Source organism: Enterobacter cloacae complex sp. 418I7, assembly GCF_050030705.1.
In the GTDB taxonomy this organism is placed as follows: domain Bacteria; phylum Pseudomonadota; class Gammaproteobacteria; order Enterobacterales; family Enterobacteriaceae; genus Enterobacter; species Enterobacter intestinihominis.
In genome coordinates this window covers 2,811,479-2,827,876 of record NZ_JBLGUU010000001.1, presented here as the reverse complement: position 1 = coordinate 2,827,876, position 16,398 = coordinate 2,811,479, and the positions used below count along the sequence as shown (strand labels likewise).

Annotated in this window: 19 protein-coding genes, 3 tRNA genes and 1 pseudogene; 11 read left to right on the top strand and 12 right to left on the bottom strand. The window is 53.7% G+C overall.

Annotated features, from left to right (window positions below; all coding sequences use genetic code 11):
- Positions 1-80: 80 nt before the first annotated feature.
- The 3 genes from ACQG0S_RS13745 (at position 81) to ACQG0S_RS13735 (ending at position 379) form a co-directional block, all read left to right on the top strand.
- A tRNA-Gly gene (locus ACQG0S_RS13745) sits at positions 81-156 on the top strand.
- A gap of 51 nt (positions 157-207) precedes the next feature.
- Positions 208-281: transfer RNA gene (locus ACQG0S_RS13740), tRNA-Cys, on the top strand.
- An 11-nt stretch (positions 282-292) separates the two neighbouring features.
- Positions 293-379 (top strand) — tRNA-Leu (locus ACQG0S_RS13735).
- 126 nt (positions 380-505) lie between these two features.
- On the opposite strand, the pseudogene ACQG0S_RS13730 reads toward ACQG0S_RS13735, so the two are convergent.
- A pseudogene (locus ACQG0S_RS13730) lies at positions 506-637 on the bottom strand (integrase); the annotation flags it as partial.
- Between ACQG0S_RS13730 and ACQG0S_RS13725 the strand changes: the two are divergent.
- Genes ACQG0S_RS13725 through ACQG0S_RS13715 form a run of 3 tightly spaced genes read left to right on the top strand, consistent with a single transcriptional unit; the run spans position 575 to position 2,159 of the window.
- A complete protein-coding gene (locus ACQG0S_RS13725; RefSeq protein WP_225303286.1) occupies positions 575-877 on the top strand; it encodes a DUF4225 domain-containing protein in 303 nt (100 codons plus the stop codon). The pseudogene ACQG0S_RS13730 and the gene ACQG0S_RS13725 sit on opposite strands and share 63 nt — an antisense overlap.
- 2 nt (positions 878-879) lie before the next feature.
- Positions 880-1,203: a hypothetical protein gene (locus tag ACQG0S_RS13720; protein WP_048966679.1), complete on the top strand. Its 324-nt coding sequence runs from the start codon at positions 880-882 to the stop codon at positions 1,201-1,203.
- Positions 1,204-1,232: 29 nt separating this feature from the next.
- Positions 1,233-2,159 carry a LysR substrate-binding domain-containing protein gene (locus ACQG0S_RS13715; protein WP_046619373.1) on the top strand — a complete coding sequence of 309 codons (927 nt, stop codon included), beginning with the start codon at positions 1,233-1,235 and terminating at the stop codon, positions 2,157-2,159.
- Positions 2,160-2,164: 5 nt separating this feature from the next.
- On the opposite strand, the gene ACQG0S_RS13710 is transcribed toward ACQG0S_RS13715, so the two are convergent.
- The 6 genes from ACQG0S_RS13710 to ACQG0S_RS13685 all read right to left on the bottom strand — a co-directional run bounded on the left by ACQG0S_RS13710 (position 2,165) and on the right by ACQG0S_RS13685 (position 7,774).
- On the bottom strand, positions 2,165-2,635 hold the full coding sequence (locus tag ACQG0S_RS13710; RefSeq protein ID WP_023300475.1) for a hypothetical protein: 471 nt from the start codon (positions 2,633-2,635) through the stop codon (positions 2,165-2,167).
- A 163-nt stretch (positions 2,636-2,798) separates the two neighbouring features.
- A complete protein-coding gene (locus tag ACQG0S_RS13705) occupies positions 2,799-3,515 on the bottom strand; it encodes an ABC transporter ATP-binding protein (RefSeq protein WP_048966680.1) in 717 nt (238 codons plus the stop codon).
- Complete coding sequence (locus ACQG0S_RS13700) at positions 3,512-4,387, bottom strand: ATP-binding cassette domain-containing protein (protein WP_023300474.1); 876 nt, start codon at positions 4,385-4,387, stop codon at positions 3,512-3,514. Before ACQG0S_RS13700 ends, ACQG0S_RS13705 begins: the two co-directional genes overlap by 4 nt.
- Positions 4,384-5,658, bottom strand: a complete 1,275-nt coding sequence (gene livM, locus ACQG0S_RS13695) for a high-affinity branched-chain amino acid ABC transporter permease LivM (protein WP_126490217.1) — start codon at positions 5,656-5,658, stop codon at positions 4,384-4,386. The genes ACQG0S_RS13700 and livM overlap by 4 nt, the downstream gene beginning before the upstream one ends.
- 11 nt (positions 5,659-5,669) lie before the next feature.
- Positions 5,670-6,584 (bottom strand): ABC transporter permease subunit, encoded by a 915-nt coding sequence (locus tag ACQG0S_RS13690; RefSeq protein ID WP_003859667.1) that lies wholly within the window; start codon positions 6,582-6,584, stop codon positions 5,670-5,672.
- A 68-nt stretch (positions 6,585-6,652) separates the two neighbouring features.
- Positions 6,653-7,774, bottom strand: coding sequence for a branched-chain amino acid ABC transporter substrate-binding protein (locus tag ACQG0S_RS13685; RefSeq protein WP_023300472.1), 1,122 nt, complete (start codon positions 7,772-7,774; stop codon positions 6,653-6,655).
- A 411-nt stretch (positions 7,775-8,185) separates the two neighbouring features.
- On the opposite strand from ACQG0S_RS13685, the gene ACQG0S_RS13680 reads away from it, so the two are divergent.
- Positions 8,186-8,854 (top strand): YecA family protein, encoded by a 669-nt coding sequence (locus tag ACQG0S_RS13680; protein WP_048966682.1) that lies wholly within the window; start codon positions 8,186-8,188, stop codon positions 8,852-8,854.
- Positions 8,855-9,170: 316 nt separating this feature from the next.
- Here the strand turns inward: ACQG0S_RS13680 and tyrP are convergent, their stop codons facing one another.
- Positions 9,171-10,382, bottom strand: a complete 1,212-nt coding sequence (gene tyrP, locus ACQG0S_RS13675) for a tyrosine transporter TyrP (protein WP_048966694.1) — start codon at positions 10,380-10,382, stop codon at positions 9,171-9,173.
- A gap of 188 nt (positions 10,383-10,570) precedes the next feature.
- Between tyrP and ACQG0S_RS13670 the strand changes: the two genes are divergently transcribed.
- Positions 10,571-10,810, top strand: a complete 240-nt coding sequence (locus ACQG0S_RS13670; RefSeq protein WP_032622412.1) for a YecH family metal-binding protein — start codon at positions 10,571-10,573, stop codon at positions 10,808-10,810.
- Positions 10,811-10,846: 36 nt separating this feature from the next.
- On the opposite strand, the gene ftnA is transcribed toward ACQG0S_RS13670, so the two are convergent.
- Positions 10,847-11,344, bottom strand: coding sequence for a non-heme ferritin (gene ftnA, locus ACQG0S_RS13665; protein ID WP_022648525.1), 498 nt, complete (start codon positions 11,342-11,344; stop codon positions 10,847-10,849).
- A gap of 200 nt (positions 11,345-11,544) precedes the next feature.
- Entirely contained in the window at positions 11,545-11,883 is a 339-nt protein-coding gene (gene yecR / locus ACQG0S_RS13660; protein WP_022648524.1) for a YecR family lipoprotein, read from the bottom strand.
- Between the two features lie 245 nt (positions 11,884-12,128).
- Here yecR and ACQG0S_RS13655 point away from each other — a divergent pair, with 245 nt between their 5' ends.
- Positions 12,129-12,767 (top strand): RpiB/LacA/LacB family sugar-phosphate isomerase, encoded by a 639-nt coding sequence (locus ACQG0S_RS13655; protein ID WP_003859680.1) that lies wholly within the window; start codon positions 12,129-12,131, stop codon positions 12,765-12,767.
- 42 nt (positions 12,768-12,809) lie between these two features.
- Here the strand turns inward: ACQG0S_RS13655 and ACQG0S_RS13650 are convergent, their stop codons facing one another.
- Positions 12,810-14,228: an MFS transporter gene (locus ACQG0S_RS13650; RefSeq protein ID WP_048966683.1), complete on the bottom strand. Its 1,419-nt coding sequence runs from the start codon at positions 14,226-14,228 to the stop codon at positions 12,810-12,812.
- A 214-nt stretch (positions 14,229-14,442) separates the two neighbouring features.
- Here ACQG0S_RS13650 and azuC point away from each other — a divergent pair, with 214 nt between their 5' ends.
- Complete coding sequence (gene azuC / locus ACQG0S_RS13645) at positions 14,443-14,526, top strand: stress response protein AzuC (RefSeq protein ID WP_003859682.1); 84 nt, start codon at positions 14,443-14,445, stop codon at positions 14,524-14,526.
- Positions 14,527-14,632: 106 nt separating this feature from the next.
- The gene (locus ACQG0S_RS13640; protein WP_003859683.1) at positions 14,633-14,884 is read left to right on the top strand and encodes a DUF2766 family protein; all 252 of its coding nucleotides are present in this window, start codon (positions 14,633-14,635) and stop codon (positions 14,882-14,884) included.
- 80 nt (positions 14,885-14,964) lie between these two features.
- Here the strand turns inward: ACQG0S_RS13640 and ACQG0S_RS13635 are convergent, their stop codons facing one another.
- Positions 14,965-16,308: an anaerobic C4-dicarboxylate transporter gene (locus tag ACQG0S_RS13635; protein ID WP_022648521.1), complete on the bottom strand. Its 1,344-nt coding sequence runs from the start codon at positions 16,306-16,308 to the stop codon at positions 14,965-14,967.
- Positions 16,309-16,398 lie beyond the last annotated feature (90 nt).

Here is a 16,398-nt window from a genome sequence, read left to right as displayed (position 1 = left end):
GCATCGAACGGCGGCACAGTAAGCCGGACGATAATGAAATCAAGTGCTTAGCAAGGCGTTAAATAGTTACTTGATAACATGCGGGAATAGCTCAGTTGGTAGAGCACGACCTTGCCAAGGTCGGGGTCGCGAGTTCGAGTCTCGTTTCCCGCTCCAGATTAATGCATCGGCAGTTTGCGGGTGCAGGCCGAAAGACAAAAGATTTAAGGCGCGTTAGCAAAGCGGTTATGTAGCGGATTGCAAATCCGTCTAGTCCGGTTCGACTCCGGAACGCGCCTCCACTTTCTTCCCTGGCCGGATGGTGGAATCGGTAGACACAAGGGATTTAAAATCCCTCGGCGTTCGCGCTGTGTGGGTTCAAGTCCCACTCCGGCTACCATGGGAAAACTAGAATAAAATCAATGATAAGCAGTGTCGTGTAAACCACCGAAAGGTGGTTTTTTATTTCCTAATTTTCGCCATTCGCCATTCTTTCGCCATTCGGCTTCACCATAAAAAGAGGGCATTACTGCCATCCGACTACCGGAACTATAGGAATTTTTCTATCATAACGTGCTGTCTGTGACGCGTTTTTATGACCAGCGATTCCCTGTTTTTCGTTAAGCGTGCCTTCCAGATCCGATATCCCTTTAGATTTGCTGCTACGAAGTTAGGTTATGGTAATAACCAGGCTGACTTAGTCTATGGCGTCGTTGATCTCTCTTTATCGGCATATGGTGCGGGCAGAAAAGTTTTGGGTCCCAGAGAGAGGTCCTGGAGTTTATTCCACGATTATATCAGAGGTTGGCAAGAGGCTTTTAAAACCGCAATGGCGCTGGATTTGACCAGTGGGAGCATTACGGGGTGGCAGATGTACCAGATAGCAAAAGAGAATTGATTATGTCTCAAGAGTTAGAATTTTCGCTTCATCCACCTGTTTGGCCTGCCGTGGCCTATTTCATTGTATCTATTGCAATTTTTCTCTTGCTTTATCTCGGCAAACTAAAAGTTCACAGGCTGCATAAATACCCGCTATTTATCGTGTATAGGGTGTTTGTAATCGCTATTGCAGCCGTTCAGATAAACATCTTTGCCAATGGCTACGAGTTTGTCAGCAGCTTTTTGCATATAGATTTTGACCCCTATCGCTATGACTCGGTATATTGGGGATCATTGTTTTTCTCCATAATTTACTTGCTGGCGTTGCCCCGGAACAAGTTTTAGCATAATGAAATTTTCATTTAAGGGACGCTATGTCTTTACCGCCATTGTATGCACTGCGTGCGTTTGAAGTTGCTGCGCGGTTGAACTCCTTCAGTAAAGCCGCTGAAACGCTCAATATTACGCCGGGCGCGGTCAGCAGACATGTCCGTACCCTTGAACTGTGGTTCGACTGCGAGCTTTTCAAAAGGCTAGGTCCTCGCGTGGAGGTCACTGAAGCCGGGCGAGTGCTTGCCGGACAGCTTAACGAAAGCTTCACGAGCATTGAATGGGCCTGCCGGGCATTTCGCAGTGAAAACCATCTGCTGCGGTTAAAAACACCCAGCACCCTGACCATGAGATGGCTTCTCGACGTGCTGCGATCTTTTCGCAACAACCATCCAAAACCGCAGGTGGAGATTGCCAGCGTCTGGATGGACATTGACACCGTTGATTTCAATCTTGAGCCATACGACTGCGCCATCCTTCTCGGTAATGGCCGTTTTGGTGAGACAACGGAAAGCCAGCTGCTTTTTCATGAATGGCTTATCCCGGTTTGCACCCCATCGCTTATCGAACCGGCCCGGCAGCAGCTTTCGCAATGCGATTTGATTCATCCTTCACCGGACAGACGTGACTGGCGGCGCTGGCTGCGAAGAACAGGATTGTTTCCGGGGCTCGATATGAGCAGCGGCATGGTGTTTGATACCCTTGAACAGGGAAGTATCGCCGCGATGAACGGGCACGGCATCGCTATCGCCGACCTGCATCTCACGCTTGATGCCCTGAAAAGCGGCCTGCTGGGCCTGCCGTTCAGGGAAGCTATCGCGACGGGAGATGGTTACTACCTCGTCTGGCCAAAAAATTCGCTCAAAAGAGAGAGCATCCAGCACCTTCTGGGCTGGCTGCAAAACCATACCCCGGTCGTTCCGGCTCTGGATATCGATTACCTGGAATACGATGAAAGCCGGGTTTATTAATACCGTTATGAGTAAGAGATGTTGGCCATCTTTTTATAGCGTTCTGGCAAAGCGCTGTTCAGGCTGAGTACCTTATCCAGAATATAAAATGCTGGCGTGTTTTTCTGCTGCTCAGCGTCAATAATTGCACCGCGTAATATCGTGGCGGCAGACGAAATCCTGTGAAAATATTCTTCAGTCTCAGGCGTCTGTAATTCACCCGACGTGGCGTAACGCACGTGCGGCCAGCCGGAGAAGTCGAGCAGCGGAAGGGGCTTTCCTGCTTCAGGATGACAGGCTGAAATCAGCGCAGCCGCTTGCTTAGGGTCGCGATGGGCAACGGACAGCATGTATACGCGCTGCGAAAACGGTGACAGATTCTCAGAGTGATGTTTCGTCGCCATAAGCATGGCCATAAAATCCTGTAAATCATCGGCTGAATCGGTGTCAGGTGGTAATACAGTTTTCAATAACTGATATAACGCATCAAGTGTCATATTTGCCCCGGATCCTCTTATCATTATTATTCAGTTTGCGGCTGAACGTTTTATCGACCCGCGTAAAGGCGGGTCGTGAAGATGATATTTGAATGCGGTCGCATCAGAAAAACGATTAATAATGGCAATCACTGTGAGTTTTTCTCACTATAGCCTCCAGGCTTCACACGCCGCCCAGGTACGCCTTCCTCACCTCCGGATCCTTCAGCAACGCCTCGCCGCTGCCGCTTAACCGAATCTGCCCGTTAACCATCACATAGCCGCGGTCGGACAACTTCAGCGCGTGGTAGGCATTCTGCTCGACCAGAAAAATCGTCATTCCGTTACGGGCCAGTTCGCGCAGCGTCTGGAAGATCTGTTTAACCACGATTGGTGCGAGGCCGAGGCTGGGTTCATCCAGCAGCAGAAGTTTAGGACGGCTCATCAGCGCCCGGGCAATAGCCAGCATCTGCTGTTCACCGCCGGAGAGCGTCATCGCCCGCTGGTTACGCCGCTCCTTGAGGCGAGGGAAGAGGTCGAACATGCTTTGCATATCTTCAGCTGCATGCTGATTGCCGACGGGGATTGTCCCCATCAGCAGGTTCTCTTCTACAGACATATCCGGGAAAATGCGTCGTCCCTCAGGTGCCTGCGCGATGCCGCCGGTGGCAACATAGTGGGTGGATTTGTGGCTGATATCATCGCCGCAGAAGAGGATCTGCCCGTTGCGGATCCGGGGCTGACCAAAGACAGACATCAGTAATGTTGACTTCCCCGCGCCGTTAGCGCCAATCAGGGCCACGGTTTCCCCTTTGTTTACCTCAAGTGAAACCTGCTTCAACGCCTGGATCACCCCGTAAAAAACGTCCACATTATGAAATTGAAGCATCGGTGCGCTCACAGATTTACCTCGGTTTCGTCGGTGCCCAGATACGCGGCAATCACTTTTTCATTGTGCTGGATCTCAGCCGGTTTACCTCTGGCAATCACATCGCCGTGATCGAGCACAATGATGTCATCTGAAATGCCCATCACCATCCCCATATCGTGCTCGATCAGCAAAACCGTGATGTCGTGGTGGTCGCGCAGGAACCTGATGATCTCGCTCAGCTTGTGCGTCTCCACCGGGTTCAGACCGGCAGCAGGTTCATCGAGACAAATCATCTCCGGGCCGGTGCACATGGCGCGGGCGATTTCGAGGCGTCGTTGCTGGCCATAGGACATTTCCCCGGCCAGACGGTTCGCGCAATCTACCAGATCCACCACCTCCAGCCAGTAAAACGCCCGGTCCAGCGCCTCGTTCTCTGCCCGACGATACGCAGGGGTGTTCAGCACCCCCGCCAGCAGATTGCGATTGACGCGCATGTGCTGTGCCACCAGCAGGTTTTCCACAACGGACATCTCGCGGAACAGGCGGATGTTCTGAAACGTGCGCGCAAGACCCGCGCGGTTCACCAGATGCGTGCCGCCAAACATCTTATAGAACAGGCGTTGACCAAGCTGCGCCGGGCTGAGCCAGTCGCCCGGCTGGAGTTTCTGGCCGAGCACCTGAATGACATTGGTAGTTTTATTTCGTGCATTGAACAGAATGTTGCCGCCGGAGGCCCGGTAGAAACCGGTCAGGCAGTTAAAGACGGTTGTTTTTCCCGCGCCGTTAGGCCCAATGAGTGCAGTAATAGAGCCGCGCTGCACCTCAAGATTGACGTCGTTTAAGGCCTTGATCCCGCCGAAGTGCATCATCAGATGTTCTACACGCAAAATCGTTGCGTTCATGGCGCCACTCCTTTACGCACGGCAAATCCGCTGCGGTTGATGCGGATCAGACCGCGAGGACGCCAGATCATCATCACCACCATCAGCATGCCAAACAGCAGCACGCGGTATTCCGCAAAGCTGCGCAGCAGTTCCGGCGTGACGGTCAGCACAAAGGCGGCCAGTACGACGCCGACGGTGGAGCCCATCCCGCCCAGGACCACAATCGCGAGGATGAGGGCCGATTCAAAAAAGGTGAAAGAGGTGGGGTTAACAAACCCCTGCCAGGTGGCAAAAAACACCCCGGCGATACCTGCCGTCGATGCGCCCAGAGTGAAGGCCGAGAGTTTGACCAGAACGTGATTCAGCCCCATGGAACGGCAGGCAATCTCATCCTCACGGAGCGCTTCCCACGCCCGTCCAATGGGCATTCGGGTCAGCCGGTGTTTAATGTACAGCACCAGCATGACTACCAGGAAAAGCACCGCATAGATGAAGATAAACTTCATGTTGGGGTTATAGGTCAGGCCGAAGAACTCGTGGAAAGGGACGCCGCCTTCTTTGGCGCGTCGGCCAAACTCCAGGCCAAAAAAGGTCGGGGCAGGGGCTGAAACGCCGTTAGGCCCGCCGGTGAAGGTAAGCCAGTTGTTCAGCACCAGACGGATGATCTCGCCAAACCCGAGCGTGACGATGGCGAGATAATCCCCGTGCATGCGCAACACCGGAAAGCCGAGCAGGGCGCCCGCGCCCGCAGCCATTAGCGCCGCCAGCGGCAGCATGCTCCAGAACCCAAGCCCCAGATACTGATACCCGAGCGCCAGTCCGTAAGCGCCGATGGCATAGAAGGCGACATAACCCAGATCCAGCAACCCTGCCAGGCCAACGACAATGTTCAGCCCAAGACCGAGCAGGACGTAAATCAGTCCGAGTATAGCGACCGTCAGAAAGTATTTTGTGGCCACAAACGGGAAGCAGATCGCCAGCGTGACAATCAGCGGAATGATCCAGCGCATGCGGCTTTTATACGCCGGTGGCCGGACATACACCCCCGCATTGTCAGATTCAAACCGCGCCTGTAAACGTCTTCCGGCCGCCGTAGCTGAAAAGGCGCTCAGCAAAAAGCGTCCCACCATCACCGTGCCTACAATCCACGCCAGCCGCTGGCCGTCAAAGGTAAAGCTGTAACCATCCAGTATGACGCCCGCAATCGGGCCGAAAATAATCAGGGCGATCATTCCGGAAAAAATCGCGTCCAGAATGCAGCGCTTCAGGGAAAAGCCGTCAGAGGTCATCGCGTTGTTCCTTACACTTTAGCCACGACAGGGCGGCCCAGCAGCCCCTGAGGACGGAAGATCAGGATTAATACCAGCAATCCAAACGAGAACACGTCTTTATAATCCGAGTTCACCATCCCGGAGAATTGCGCTTCTGCGACGCCCAGAATCAGCCCGCCAAGCATCGCACCGGGCAGAGAGCCGATGCCGCCCAGCACCGCCGCCGTAAAGGCCTTGATGCCGATAACGAACCCGACGTAAAAATCAAAGGTGCCGTAATTCATGGTGATCAGCACGCCCGCCAGCCCGGCCATGGCTGCGCCGATAACAAACACCAACGAAATAATTCTGTCGGTGTTGATACCCAAAATGGAGGCCATCTTACGATCCTGCTGCACCGCACGGCACATGCGCCCTAAGCGGGTACGGTTGATAATCCAGGTCAGCACCAGCATGCCCGCGAACGAGGCGATGAGAATAAAGACTTTGGTATAGGTTATCTGGACAAACCCTTCGCCGAGGTGAAAACGCAGCACGCCATCCAGCATGGTCGGTACGCCCTGCTGCCGTGGGCCCTGGCTGAGCTGGACGTAGTTTTGCAGTATCAACGACATCCCGATGGCCGAAATCAGCGGCGCCAGACGCGTCGAATTGCGTAGCGGCTTATAGGCGATGCGCTCAATCGTCCAGCCATAAACGCCGGTGACCACGATGGTGAAAACCAGGGTTCCCAGGATCAGCAGCGGAAAGGAGTGGAGTCCAAAAAACGCCAGCAGGGCCAGGCCAATGGCCGAGAGATAGGCGGAGATCATATACACTTCGCCGTGGGCGAAATTGATCATACCGATGATGCCGTACACCATGGTGTAGCCGATGGCGATAAGACCATAGACCGAACCCAGCGTTAAGCCATTAATTAATTGTTGCAGGAAGAATGTACTCATGGTCGCGCACCTGAATAAAGGGTTACGCCGACAGTCAGACCTGCCGGCGTTGAGCAGATTCCGTCCCGTTATGGCACTTCTTTATATTTGCCTTTGTCGTCCCACTGGTAGACCACGTAGTCAGACACTTTGAGGTCACCTTTGCTGTCCCAGGCTTTTTTACCCATCACCGTGTCGACAGGGTTGGCCTTCAGCCACTCGCTGGCTTTTGCGGAATCCGTCCCTTTCGTGGCCTTGAATGCCGCTGCGATAGCCTGCACAGACGCATAGGCGTAGAGGGTGTATCCTTCTGGTTCAAATTTACCGGCGCGGAATTTCTCGATGACGGCTTTTCCGTCCGGGATCAGGCGCGGGTCTTTACCGAAGGTCATGTAAATACCGTTGGTGTACTGCGCCCCACCGGCGGCGGTAACCATCTCTTCATTGACGATACAGTCTCCCGAGAAGAACTTCGCCTGCACGCCCTGTTCACGCATCTGGCGAACCAGCGGGCCCGCTTCCGGGTGACAGCCCCCGAAGAACACCACGTCTGGTTTTTGTGCGCCAATTTTGGTCACCAGCGCGTTAAAGTCTTTCTCCCCGCGGGACAACCCTTCGTACATCACTTCCTTAACGCCGCGTTTCGCCAGCGCCGCTTTAGTGGCGTCCGCCAGCCCCTGACCGTAGGTGTCTTTATCGTGGATGATGACGACCCGTTTGGCTTTAAGCTTATCGAGAATAAAATCGCTGGCGACCTGGCCCTGCTGGTCGTCACGTCCGCACATGCGGAACATATCGCTCATGCCCCGCTCGGTAATAAGCGGGTTCGTTGAGCCGGGGGTGATGGAGAGGATCCCGGCATCGCTATAGACCTCGGAGGCGGGCATGGTCGACGAGGAGCAGAAGTGGCCGACGACCGCTTTCACTTTATCCTGATCGACTAAGCGGTTGGCGACGGCAACGGCCTGTTTGGGTTCGCAGGCGTCATCGCCCTGAACCAGTTTGATTTTCTCACCGTTGATCCCGCCAGCGGCGTTAATGTCTTCCGCCGCCTGCGTAGCGCCATGCCAGTATTGATCGCCATAGGTTGCGTTCGGGCCTGTGAACGGCCCGGCCACGCCGATCACGATATCGGCCTGTGCAGAAAAGGCCGTCACCAGACAACCGGCCAGTAACAGGGAGAGGGGAGTTTTGGTAAATTTCAGCGACATTATTATGTTCCTTAGCAAAGAGGTTTTTGCACCAGGTAGAAACCCGAACGCCTGATGGCATCGTAAATCCAAAAACAAGAGCGAGAACAAAATGCACTTTAGAAGCAATCTCGTGCTTAATACGGCGAGGATCCCACGCACCGCGAAGCGCGCAGAACATTAAGCAAAAAGGTTGCCAGAATGGTTAATCCCTTGACCGGGTCACAACACGTTGAGTATAGAGCGCCGTTTTATGCGCCTTTGCGGGATGAGATGAATTTACAGCGGAGATCACATCTCCTTAACAACAAAGCCCATAAGTTGTGCAATGGTCACGATTTGCACGTTTTTGCAGCAATAAAGACCTAAACTTCAGATAGGCATGCGCGGCGATATATGTCAGGATCGTTTTTTTTATCAGGAGTATCAGCAATGGCTGAAGGCCCATTAAATGAAAGCGAGATGGCGTGGCTGGAAGAGACATTAATCTCTTACGGACACGACGATGCATCCGTGATTGACGTGTCCGAACTGGACGGCATGCTTACCGCAGTACTTTCCGGTCCCGTTGTGGTGGAGCCCGACACCTGGCTGGTGGCGGTATGGGGTGGCGAGAAGTATATTCCGCGTTGGAAAAACGATCGTGAGATGAACCGTTTTATCGATCTCTGCTTTAAGCACATGAACGATATTGCCGAGCGCCTGAGCGAATACCCGGATCAGTTTGAACCGCTGTTTGGCTATAACGACGTTGACGGTCAGAGCTATACCGTAGTGGAAGAGTGGTGCTATGGCTACATGCGCGGCGTGGCGCTGACGGACTGGTCATCCCTGCCGGAAGCGCTGGAAGCGGATCTGGCGGTGATTGCCCTGCACGGAACGGAAGAGCACAGCGTGAAGCTGGAAGCGCTGACCGAAGAGGAGTATATGGCCAGCATCGAGAGCATTCAGCCTGCGGCGCTGCGTTTGTACAACTACTGGGTGGCTAATCCGCAGCAGCCGGAAGCGAAAAAGCCGATCGTGAACGGGTCGAAGGTGGGACGTAACGATCCGTGTCCATGCGGGAGCGGGAAGAAGTTTAAGAGTTGCTGCCTGCATTAAATCATTAATTGCTGTGGCCTGAATGGGGCACGGGTGTTGAGTCCCCGCTAAAATCGGCGAACCGGAGACCAGATGACAAGGGCTGGACGCCATGTATGGCGGCCAGAGGCGAATCGAGACAGGATGTCGAGTTGAGCCGACCGCAGGCAGATGGTCGGGAGGTGAGCGCAGTGCGAAGCACCGATTTTCCGCGGGGCCGCGGGGATTGATAAGGGGGCCGCGGCGGCCCCCTTATCCCGTTCACATGTTGTGAAAAAATCATATTCTGTTGATCTTAAGGTGAACGGAACAGTACCTCAGGACCTGTATAAATAAGTTATCCCACTTCCGGCAGCATTCCCGCTGCAATCAGCACCTGCACCAGAATAATCACCACCCCACAACCAAACACCACGCACAGCAGCGGCTTACCACCCGCCACGCGGTATCCTTGCTGCGGATGTTGCTGGCGGCTCTTCCACGCCAGCAGGGAAGGCAGCAGCAGGGCCAGTACCGATAACGCCACGCCAGCATACCCTAGCGCCATCACAAACCCGCGCGGATAAAAGAGCGCGAAGGCCAGCGGCGGCAGGAAGGTCATCGCCCCCGTCTGTAAGCGTCCGGCAACGGTATTGCGACGCTGGAACAGATCCGCCATATAGTCAAACAGGCCAAGCGCCACGCCGAGGAAGGAGGTTGCCAGCGCCAGGTCTGCAAACAGATGTACCGCCAGCTCCACGTGTGAAGAGGCCACCACGTTACGCAGGGCAACCAGGAATCCATTCAGACCAGTATGCTCTGCCATCAGGCCGATAAAGGTGGTGGAATCAATACTGCCCAGCGTCACCAGCTGCCAGAACAGGTAAGCAATCAACGGAATGGCGCTGCCGATCACAAAGACGCGGCGCAGCTTGCGAATATCACCGTTCATATAACTCACGATGCTCGGCACGCTGCCGTGAAAACCGAAAGAGGTGAAAATCACCGGGATGGCCGAAAGCGCCAGACCTTTCTCCAGCGGGAGGGAGAGCAGGTTAACCTTGTGCACATGCGGTGCCAGCAGCACCAGCATCACAACAAGGAAGAGAATTTTGGCGCTGAACAAAAAACGGTTAAACAGATCGACCAGCGACGTGCCCGCACAAACCACACCGCCACCGATCAGCGTAAAGACAATGGCGCCTGTTTCCGGTGAAAGCGACGCACCGAAGCCGTCATTGATACTTGACGCAATCAGCTCCCCGGCGCCGCTGATGTAGGCGGCGGTCAGCGCGTACATCAGGAACATCATGCTGAAACCGGTGACCCACTGCCCGTAGCGTCCAAGATAGCGTGCAGCCAGGGAGCCTAAGCCGGTATCGGCAGGGACATGCTGATAAACCTCCAGCAATAATAGCGCGGTGTAACACATCAGGGCCCAAAGACCGCCCAGCAGCACTACGGTAACCCCAAACCCGACGCCGGCGGCAGCCAACGGCATGGCCAACATTCCTGCGCCAATTGTCGTTCCGGCGACGATAAAAATACTTCCCAGAGTTCTGTTCTTCACGCTTTCCTCTACAACGCTTCCATACCGCGACTCATTCTGCGGCGCAGAGTAAGGTAAAAGCACCATCTCGTCAAATCACCGTTACATAGGGTGTAATGATTAATTTACAAAAAGAAAGGGGGAACCTGCGCCAGCGCAAAGCGTGCCGTGGAGGGAGCGTTTAGTCTGCTTTTTATTTGCGAGAGGTAATGATGTCAATTCACGGACACGACGTGCTGAATATGATGATTGAGTCAGGTGAGCGTTATACGAAGGAGAGTCTGGTTGAGGCGATACATGCCCGCTTTGGCGAAGCGGCGCGTTTCCATACCTGTTCAGCTTCGGAAATGACAGCCGCGGAGCTGGTGGCGTTTCTGGCGGCGCGCGGAAAATTCATTCCGGCAGCAGACGGATTTTCCACGCACGAAAGTAAAATTTGCCGTCATTGAATAAAGCGGTGCTGAAAACTCAGCACCGCTTTTCTATTAATTCTGCGTGTCGAGCGTCGACAGCTCTTTATCAATGAAGTACAGACCTTCCCCGGATTTACCTGCCAGAGATAATTTATCCAGCACGGATTTAAACAGCTTCTCTTCTTCGTGCTGTTCAGCCACATACCACTGAAGGAAATTAAAGGTTGGATAATCCTGACTGGTCATGGCGGCATGAGCCAGTTCATTTATTTTCTGGGTGATCAGCTGTTCGTGCTCATAGGTGGCACGGAACAGTTCATCAAGAGAGCCGTACTCGGCGAAAGGCGATACCACGTTATCAATGCGCGGCAGGCTGCCGGTGTCCGTCAGGTAATCAAACAGACGCTGCATGTGCGTCATCTCTTCCTGGGCATGACGACGCAGGAAGGCGGCAGCCCCTTCAAAGCTGTGATAGCTGCACCAGGCGCTCATCTGCTGATAAAGCAGTGAAGAAAATAGCTCAAGATTCATTTGCGCATTGAGCTTGTCGATCATTTCAGTTTTTAACATGGTGCAGCTCCGGTTTATTAATACTGGTTCACGATGAGCGACACTATAATTTGTTATTTAATTATTTGCAAAAAGTAAAATAAATATTTATTTATTAAAAATACGAATGGGAATAAAACGCATTGCCGCCATTTGTATTTATTAATGAGAATTGTTTTTGTTCTTATTAAATAAACTGCCAGCGTGACTGGCAGTCGCGGTTAATACCACGGATTCTGGCTGGAAGAGGTAACGGCATATCCCTGACATTTATACTGAATGGTCACACTTTCGTTCAGACAGAGTGAACCGCTGATCAGGGTGCAGGTTTTAATCGGCTGCCCGTAGGCTGACGCGGAGGCGTAGCCCATGCGTTGGCAGGCCTTTGTTGCCGTACCGTTATTAACATAGTCATCAGACCAGGCGTTTTGGAGCATGGTCTGGCCATAGTCGAGGCGCACAATTCCGTTTGGGGCATCCGTACTACTGACTTCTGCCTGACGGTTGATGCTGCACCCGGCGAGCAACAGGATCGTTCCGGCTATGATTACACGTTTCATGTTTCACTCTGCGTGACGGGAAATACGCCATTGTAACCAACGCGACGGGACGCAATGGCCGGAATAGCCGGAGGATCTGCCCTTTCACTCTACAACGAGCCGGGCCACCGCGCGAAATTGTGAGCGCATCTTTGTTTTTTAAAACAAGTTTTCACTTAATTTGAAAGTGCGTTTGTTTGATAGTAAGGTTAAGTTGAAAAGGTATCCACAGCGGGATCGCCCGCCATGCATTCAGGAGAGACAAGATGAAAATTGCACTGATGATGGAAAACAGCCAGGCCGCTAAGAATCCCATCATCCTTAATGAGCTGAAAGCCGTTGCTGATGAGAAAGGTTTCCCGGTCTATAACGTCGGTATGAGTGATGAGAACGATCATCATCTCACTTATATTCACCTGGGCATCATGGCGAGCATTCTGCTTAACGCTAAAGCCGTTGATTTTGTTGTTACCGGCTGCGGTACCGGGCAGGGCGCGTTAATGTCCCTGAACATCCATCCGGGTGTGATTTGCGGTTACTGCATCGATCCTGCGGATGCTTTCCTGTTCGCGCAAATCAACAACGGTAACGCGCTTTCTCTGCCGTTTGCGAAGGGCTTCGGCTGGGGGGCAGAACTGAACGTACGCTTTATCTTTGAGAAAGCGTTTACCGGACGCAATGGCGAAGGCTATCCACCAGAGCGTAAGGAGCCGCAGGTGCGTAACGCCGGTATTCTGAACCAGGTGAAAGCGGCGGTGGTAAAAGAAAACTATCTGGATACCCTGCGTGCAATCGATCCTGAGCTGGTTAAAACCGCCGTCTCAGGCCAGCGCTTCCAGCAGTGCTTCTTCGAGAACTGCCAGGACAAAGAGATCGAAGCCTTCGTGCGCGGTATTGTTGGCTGATTTCCTTTGCCGGGCGGTGCGTTGCCCGCCCGGCACAGAGCCTTACTTTTTCGATGATACCGCGCTGCCTGCATTTTTGGTCAGACGCAGCGTGTCAACCATTCCCACCAGGCAGATCAGCGCGATCGCCACAAATGCCAGCCGGAAGCTCATTCCCGGCATGCCGGCAATCCCCATCGTCTCACTGACTTTTTCCCCGATACGAATACCAATTGCCCCGAGCGTGATCCCAAGTCCCACGGCAAGCTGCGTTGCGGTTGAAAACAGCGTATTGGCATAGCTCATCTGCGCAGAGGGTACATCCGCAAAGGCCAGCGTACTGATGGCTGTAAACTGGATCGAACGAAAAACGCCACCCAGATAGAGGATCAGCATGACGAGCCACACAGGAGTCTGCGGCGTAAGAAAGGCGCAGGCCAGCAGCGCCAGGACATTCAGTGAACCGTTAATCAGCAACAGCCGCTTAAACCCCAGGCTGCGGATCAGGGGCGTCGTCGCCGGTTTAATGGTGAGATTGCCTACGAAAACGGCCAGCACCAGCAGGCCAGAATGGAACGCGTCCATGCCAAAGCCGACCTGGAACATCAGCGGTAACAGGAACGGAACCGCGCTGATGGAGGCGCGAAACAGCGATCCGCCGTACAGGGTGACGCGAAACGTCGGCACTTGCATCGCATCGAGCCTGATCATCGGCCAGGTTGCCCGCTTAAAGTGGCGCAGCGCCAGGCTCAACGCGGCGACACCGACGATAAACAGCGTGGCGGTTAATCCTGTCCGCAGAGGCTCTGCGCCCATCAACTCCATCGCATAAACCAGGCTCACCATGGCAAGGGTGGTGACCACAAAACCCGGCAAGTCAAACGGTCGGCGCGTATCTTCATGCAGGTCCGGAATGATTCGCAGTGCCAGCAAAATGGCGATTATCCCCAGCGGCACATTAATAAAGAAGATCCAGCGCCAGTCGGCATAGCTTGTAATGAACCCGCCCAGCGGCGGGCCGATGATCGGCGCGACCAGCGCAGGCCACGTCAGGGTGGCGATTGCCGTGATGAGCTGATGCTTTGGCGTTGTACGTAACACGGCCAGGCGACCCACAGGCACCATCAGCGCGCCACCCATGCCCTGGAAGACGCGCATTGCGACAAACTCCTCGAGCGTGGTGGACAGGCCGCAAAATACCGAGGCCAGCGTGAAGATCGCCAGCGCGAGGGCAAATACTTTTCGCGCGCCGAAGCGGTCGGCGATCCAGCCGCTGGCGGGGATCAGCACGGCAAGGGTGATCAGGTAGGCGCTGATGCCGATATTCAGATCCACGGCCTGTATGCCGAAGCTTTTTGACATATCCGGCAATGCGGTGGCGATCACCGTCCCGTCCAGAAACTCCATAAAGAAAGCACCGGCCACCAGCAGTGCCGCAGGCGATAATCCACGGCTCTCTTTGCCGGATACGTTTTCACTCATTCTCTTCCTGCCCGCTCAAAAAATTTTATAAAAATTTACTGGAATTTATAAGTCTGTAACGTGCGGATTTATCGTGCCTTTTTTTAACAAACCGGCAGCACTGAGGGTTTATTAACCGTGATGCAGGTCACAAAATGGTTGATTTTTGTGATGGCGGTCATATTATAAGCGTATTGATAATAACACCTGCATAACACGTTACTGGAGCAACATAATGAAACTGCGCAAAATCCTGAAAAGCATGTGGGCTAACTACTGCACAACGTTTAAAGACGTCCCACCGGGTGCGATGTTCTGATAAAAAAACCTGCTTCGGCAGGTTTTTTTATGTCTGCGGACGACGAGAGGGAGATGGAAGGGCGTCTGTTTTGCTACTATGGCGGCCTTTGAATAAGGAGAACCCCATGTCACAAAACCTGAGCGCCGATCAGGAACTGGTATCTGACGTCGTCGCCTGCCAGCTGGTTATTAAACAAATCCTTGATGTGATTGACGTTATCGCGCCGGTTGAGGTACGCGAAAAGATGTCGACCCAGCTAAAAAACATCGATTTCACCAATCATCCTGCTGCGGCGGACCCGGTTACGCTCCGCGCGATCCAGAAAGCGATCGCGCTGATTGAACTGCGCTTCACGCCGCAGGGTGAGTCACATTAAAATAAACCGATGTTTTAAAATTAGAAACCGTTTTCTGATTTTACGTCGAAGGGCGACAGAGTCTGTCGCCCACAGAAGGCTCAAAAGAACGTCTGCACCAGCAGATAGCTCACCACGCAGGCACAGCTGACGCCAATCAGGCCCGGCAGAATAAAGCTGTGGTTGATGATGAATTTACCGATGCGGGTGGTGCCGGAGCGATCGAATCCAATACAGGCCAGATCGCTCGGATAGGTGGGCAGCACAAAGTAGCCGTAGGAGGCCGGGAAGAAGGCCACCAGCATTTTCGGATCGATGCCTAACATCAACCCCATCGGGGCGACCGCGGTTAAGGCCGCGGCCTGGCTGTTGACCAGTTTCGACACCAGAAACAACACGATGGCATACGTCCAGGGATGACTCTTCACTACCCCCTCCAGTGCCATTTTCAGTTCGTCGAGATGCGCCTGGAAAAAGGTATCGCTCATCCATGCCACGCCAAACACCGAGAAGATGGCGACCATCCCCGCCTTAAATACCGCTCCGTTTGAAATGGCCGACGCATTAACCTTACAGGTCATCAGCATGATGGCCCCGGCAATAAGCATCATCATTTGAATGACAAGGTTCATCGACAGGGCCGTCATTTTGCCTTTGATCTCAAACGCCGGACGCAACTCGGGCAACGCACCCAGCAGGACCACAACGGCAATCCCGGCGAAGAAGATCCACGTTGACCAGTAGGCCTGTTTAGGGAAACGCTGATCCATCAACGTCTCCGTTCCCCCATAGATAAACTCCCGCTGTTTCGGATCTTTCAGCTTTTCCTGAAATTCAGGATCGTCTGCGAGGTTTTTCCCCCGGCGCAGGCTCCACAGTGCCGCAATGGCGACGCCAGACAGTGAGGCCGGTACGGAAACGGCGAGTATTTCGAGGATCCCCCACGCGTGGCCGATACCGTGCTGCGCACCCAGAATAGAGACCAGCGAAACGACGGCCACGGAAACGGGGGAGGCGGTGATCGCCATCTGAGAGGCCACCGAGGCAACCGCCATCGGCCGTTCCGGGCGAATGCCTTTTTTCAGGGCGATATCCGCGATAATGGGAAACATAGTGTAGACGACGTGGCCGGTCCCGCAGAGAAAGGTTAACATCCAGGTGGTAAACGGCGCGAGAAGGGTGATGTGCTGGGGATGTTTACGCAGCAGGCGCTCTGCGAATTGCATCATCACGTTCAGGCCACCGGCGGTTTGTAGTGTGGCCGCGCAGCCGATGACGGCCAGGATCGTGAGCATCACGTCAACCGGCGGTTTACCGGGTTGCAGACCAAAGACAAAACTCAAAATAAACAGGCCGATGCCGCTTATCAGCCCCAGGCCCATCCCGCCGAAGCGGGTACCTACCAGCAGGCAGAGGATAATGACAATAAACTCAATGGTGATCATGATGCTCCCTCGTTAATGAATGTAATTAAACAAATCATTACACGATGTGTGGTTATTCATTGGGAGCAAGATCTGATTTGTTAAATGTCA

Bases quoted from the DNA above. Each gene is read 5' to 3' on its own strand.
- ACQG0S_RS13725 (WP_225303286.1), top strand. From the start codon at position 575: ATGACCAGCGATTCCCTGTTTTTCGTTAAGCGTGCCTTCCAGATCCGA.
- ACQG0S_RS13720 (WP_048966679.1), top strand. From the start codon at position 880: ATGTCTCAAGAGTTAGAATTTTCGCTTCATCCACCTGTTTGGCCTGCC.
- ACQG0S_RS13715 (WP_046619373.1), top strand. From the start codon at position 1,233: ATGTCTTTACCGCCATTGTATGCACTGCGTGCGTTTGAAGTTGCTGCG.
- ACQG0S_RS13710 (WP_023300475.1), bottom strand. From the start codon at position 2,635: ATGACACTTGATGCGTTATATCAGTTATTGAAAACTGTATTACCACCT.
- ACQG0S_RS13700 (WP_023300474.1), bottom strand. From the start codon at position 4,387: ATGAACGCAACGATTTTGCGTGTAGAACATCTGATGATGCACTTCGGC.
- livM (WP_126490217.1), bottom strand. From the start codon at position 5,658: ATGACCTCTGACGGCTTTTCCCTGAAGCGCTGCATTCTGGACGCGATT.
- ACQG0S_RS13690 (WP_003859667.1), bottom strand. From the start codon at position 6,584: ATGAGTACATTCTTCCTGCAACAATTAATTAATGGCTTAACGCTGGGT.
- ACQG0S_RS13685 (WP_023300472.1), bottom strand. From the start codon at position 7,774: ATGTCGCTGAAATTTACCAAAACTCCCCTCTCCCTGTTACTGGCCGGT.
- ACQG0S_RS13680 (WP_048966682.1), top strand. From the start codon at position 8,186: ATGGCTGAAGGCCCATTAAATGAAAGCGAGATGGCGTGGCTGGAAGAG.
- ACQG0S_RS13670 (WP_032622412.1), top strand. From the start codon at position 10,571: ATGATGTCAATTCACGGACACGACGTGCTGAATATGATGATTGAGTCA.
- ftnA (WP_022648525.1), bottom strand. From the start codon at position 11,344: ATGTTAAAAACTGAAATGATCGACAAGCTCAATGCGCAAATGAATCTT.
- yecR (WP_022648524.1), bottom strand. From the start codon at position 11,883: ATGAAACGTGTAATCATAGCCGGAACGATCCTGTTGCTCGCCGGGTGC.
- ACQG0S_RS13655 (WP_003859680.1), top strand. From the start codon at position 12,129: ATGAAAATTGCACTGATGATGGAAAACAGCCAGGCCGCTAAGAATCCC.
- ACQG0S_RS13650 (WP_048966683.1), bottom strand. From the start codon at position 14,228: ATGAGTGAAAACGTATCCGGCAAAGAGAGCCGTGGATTATCGCCTGCG.
- azuC (WP_003859682.1), top strand. From the start codon at position 14,443: ATGAAACTGCGCAAAATCCTGAAAAGCATGTGGGCTAACTACTGCACA.
- ACQG0S_RS13640 (WP_003859683.1), top strand. From the start codon at position 14,633: ATGTCACAAAACCTGAGCGCCGATCAGGAACTGGTATCTGACGTCGTC.
- ACQG0S_RS13635 (WP_022648521.1), bottom strand. From the start codon at position 16,308: ATGATCACCATTGAGTTTATTGTCATTATCCTCTGCCTGCTGGTAGGT.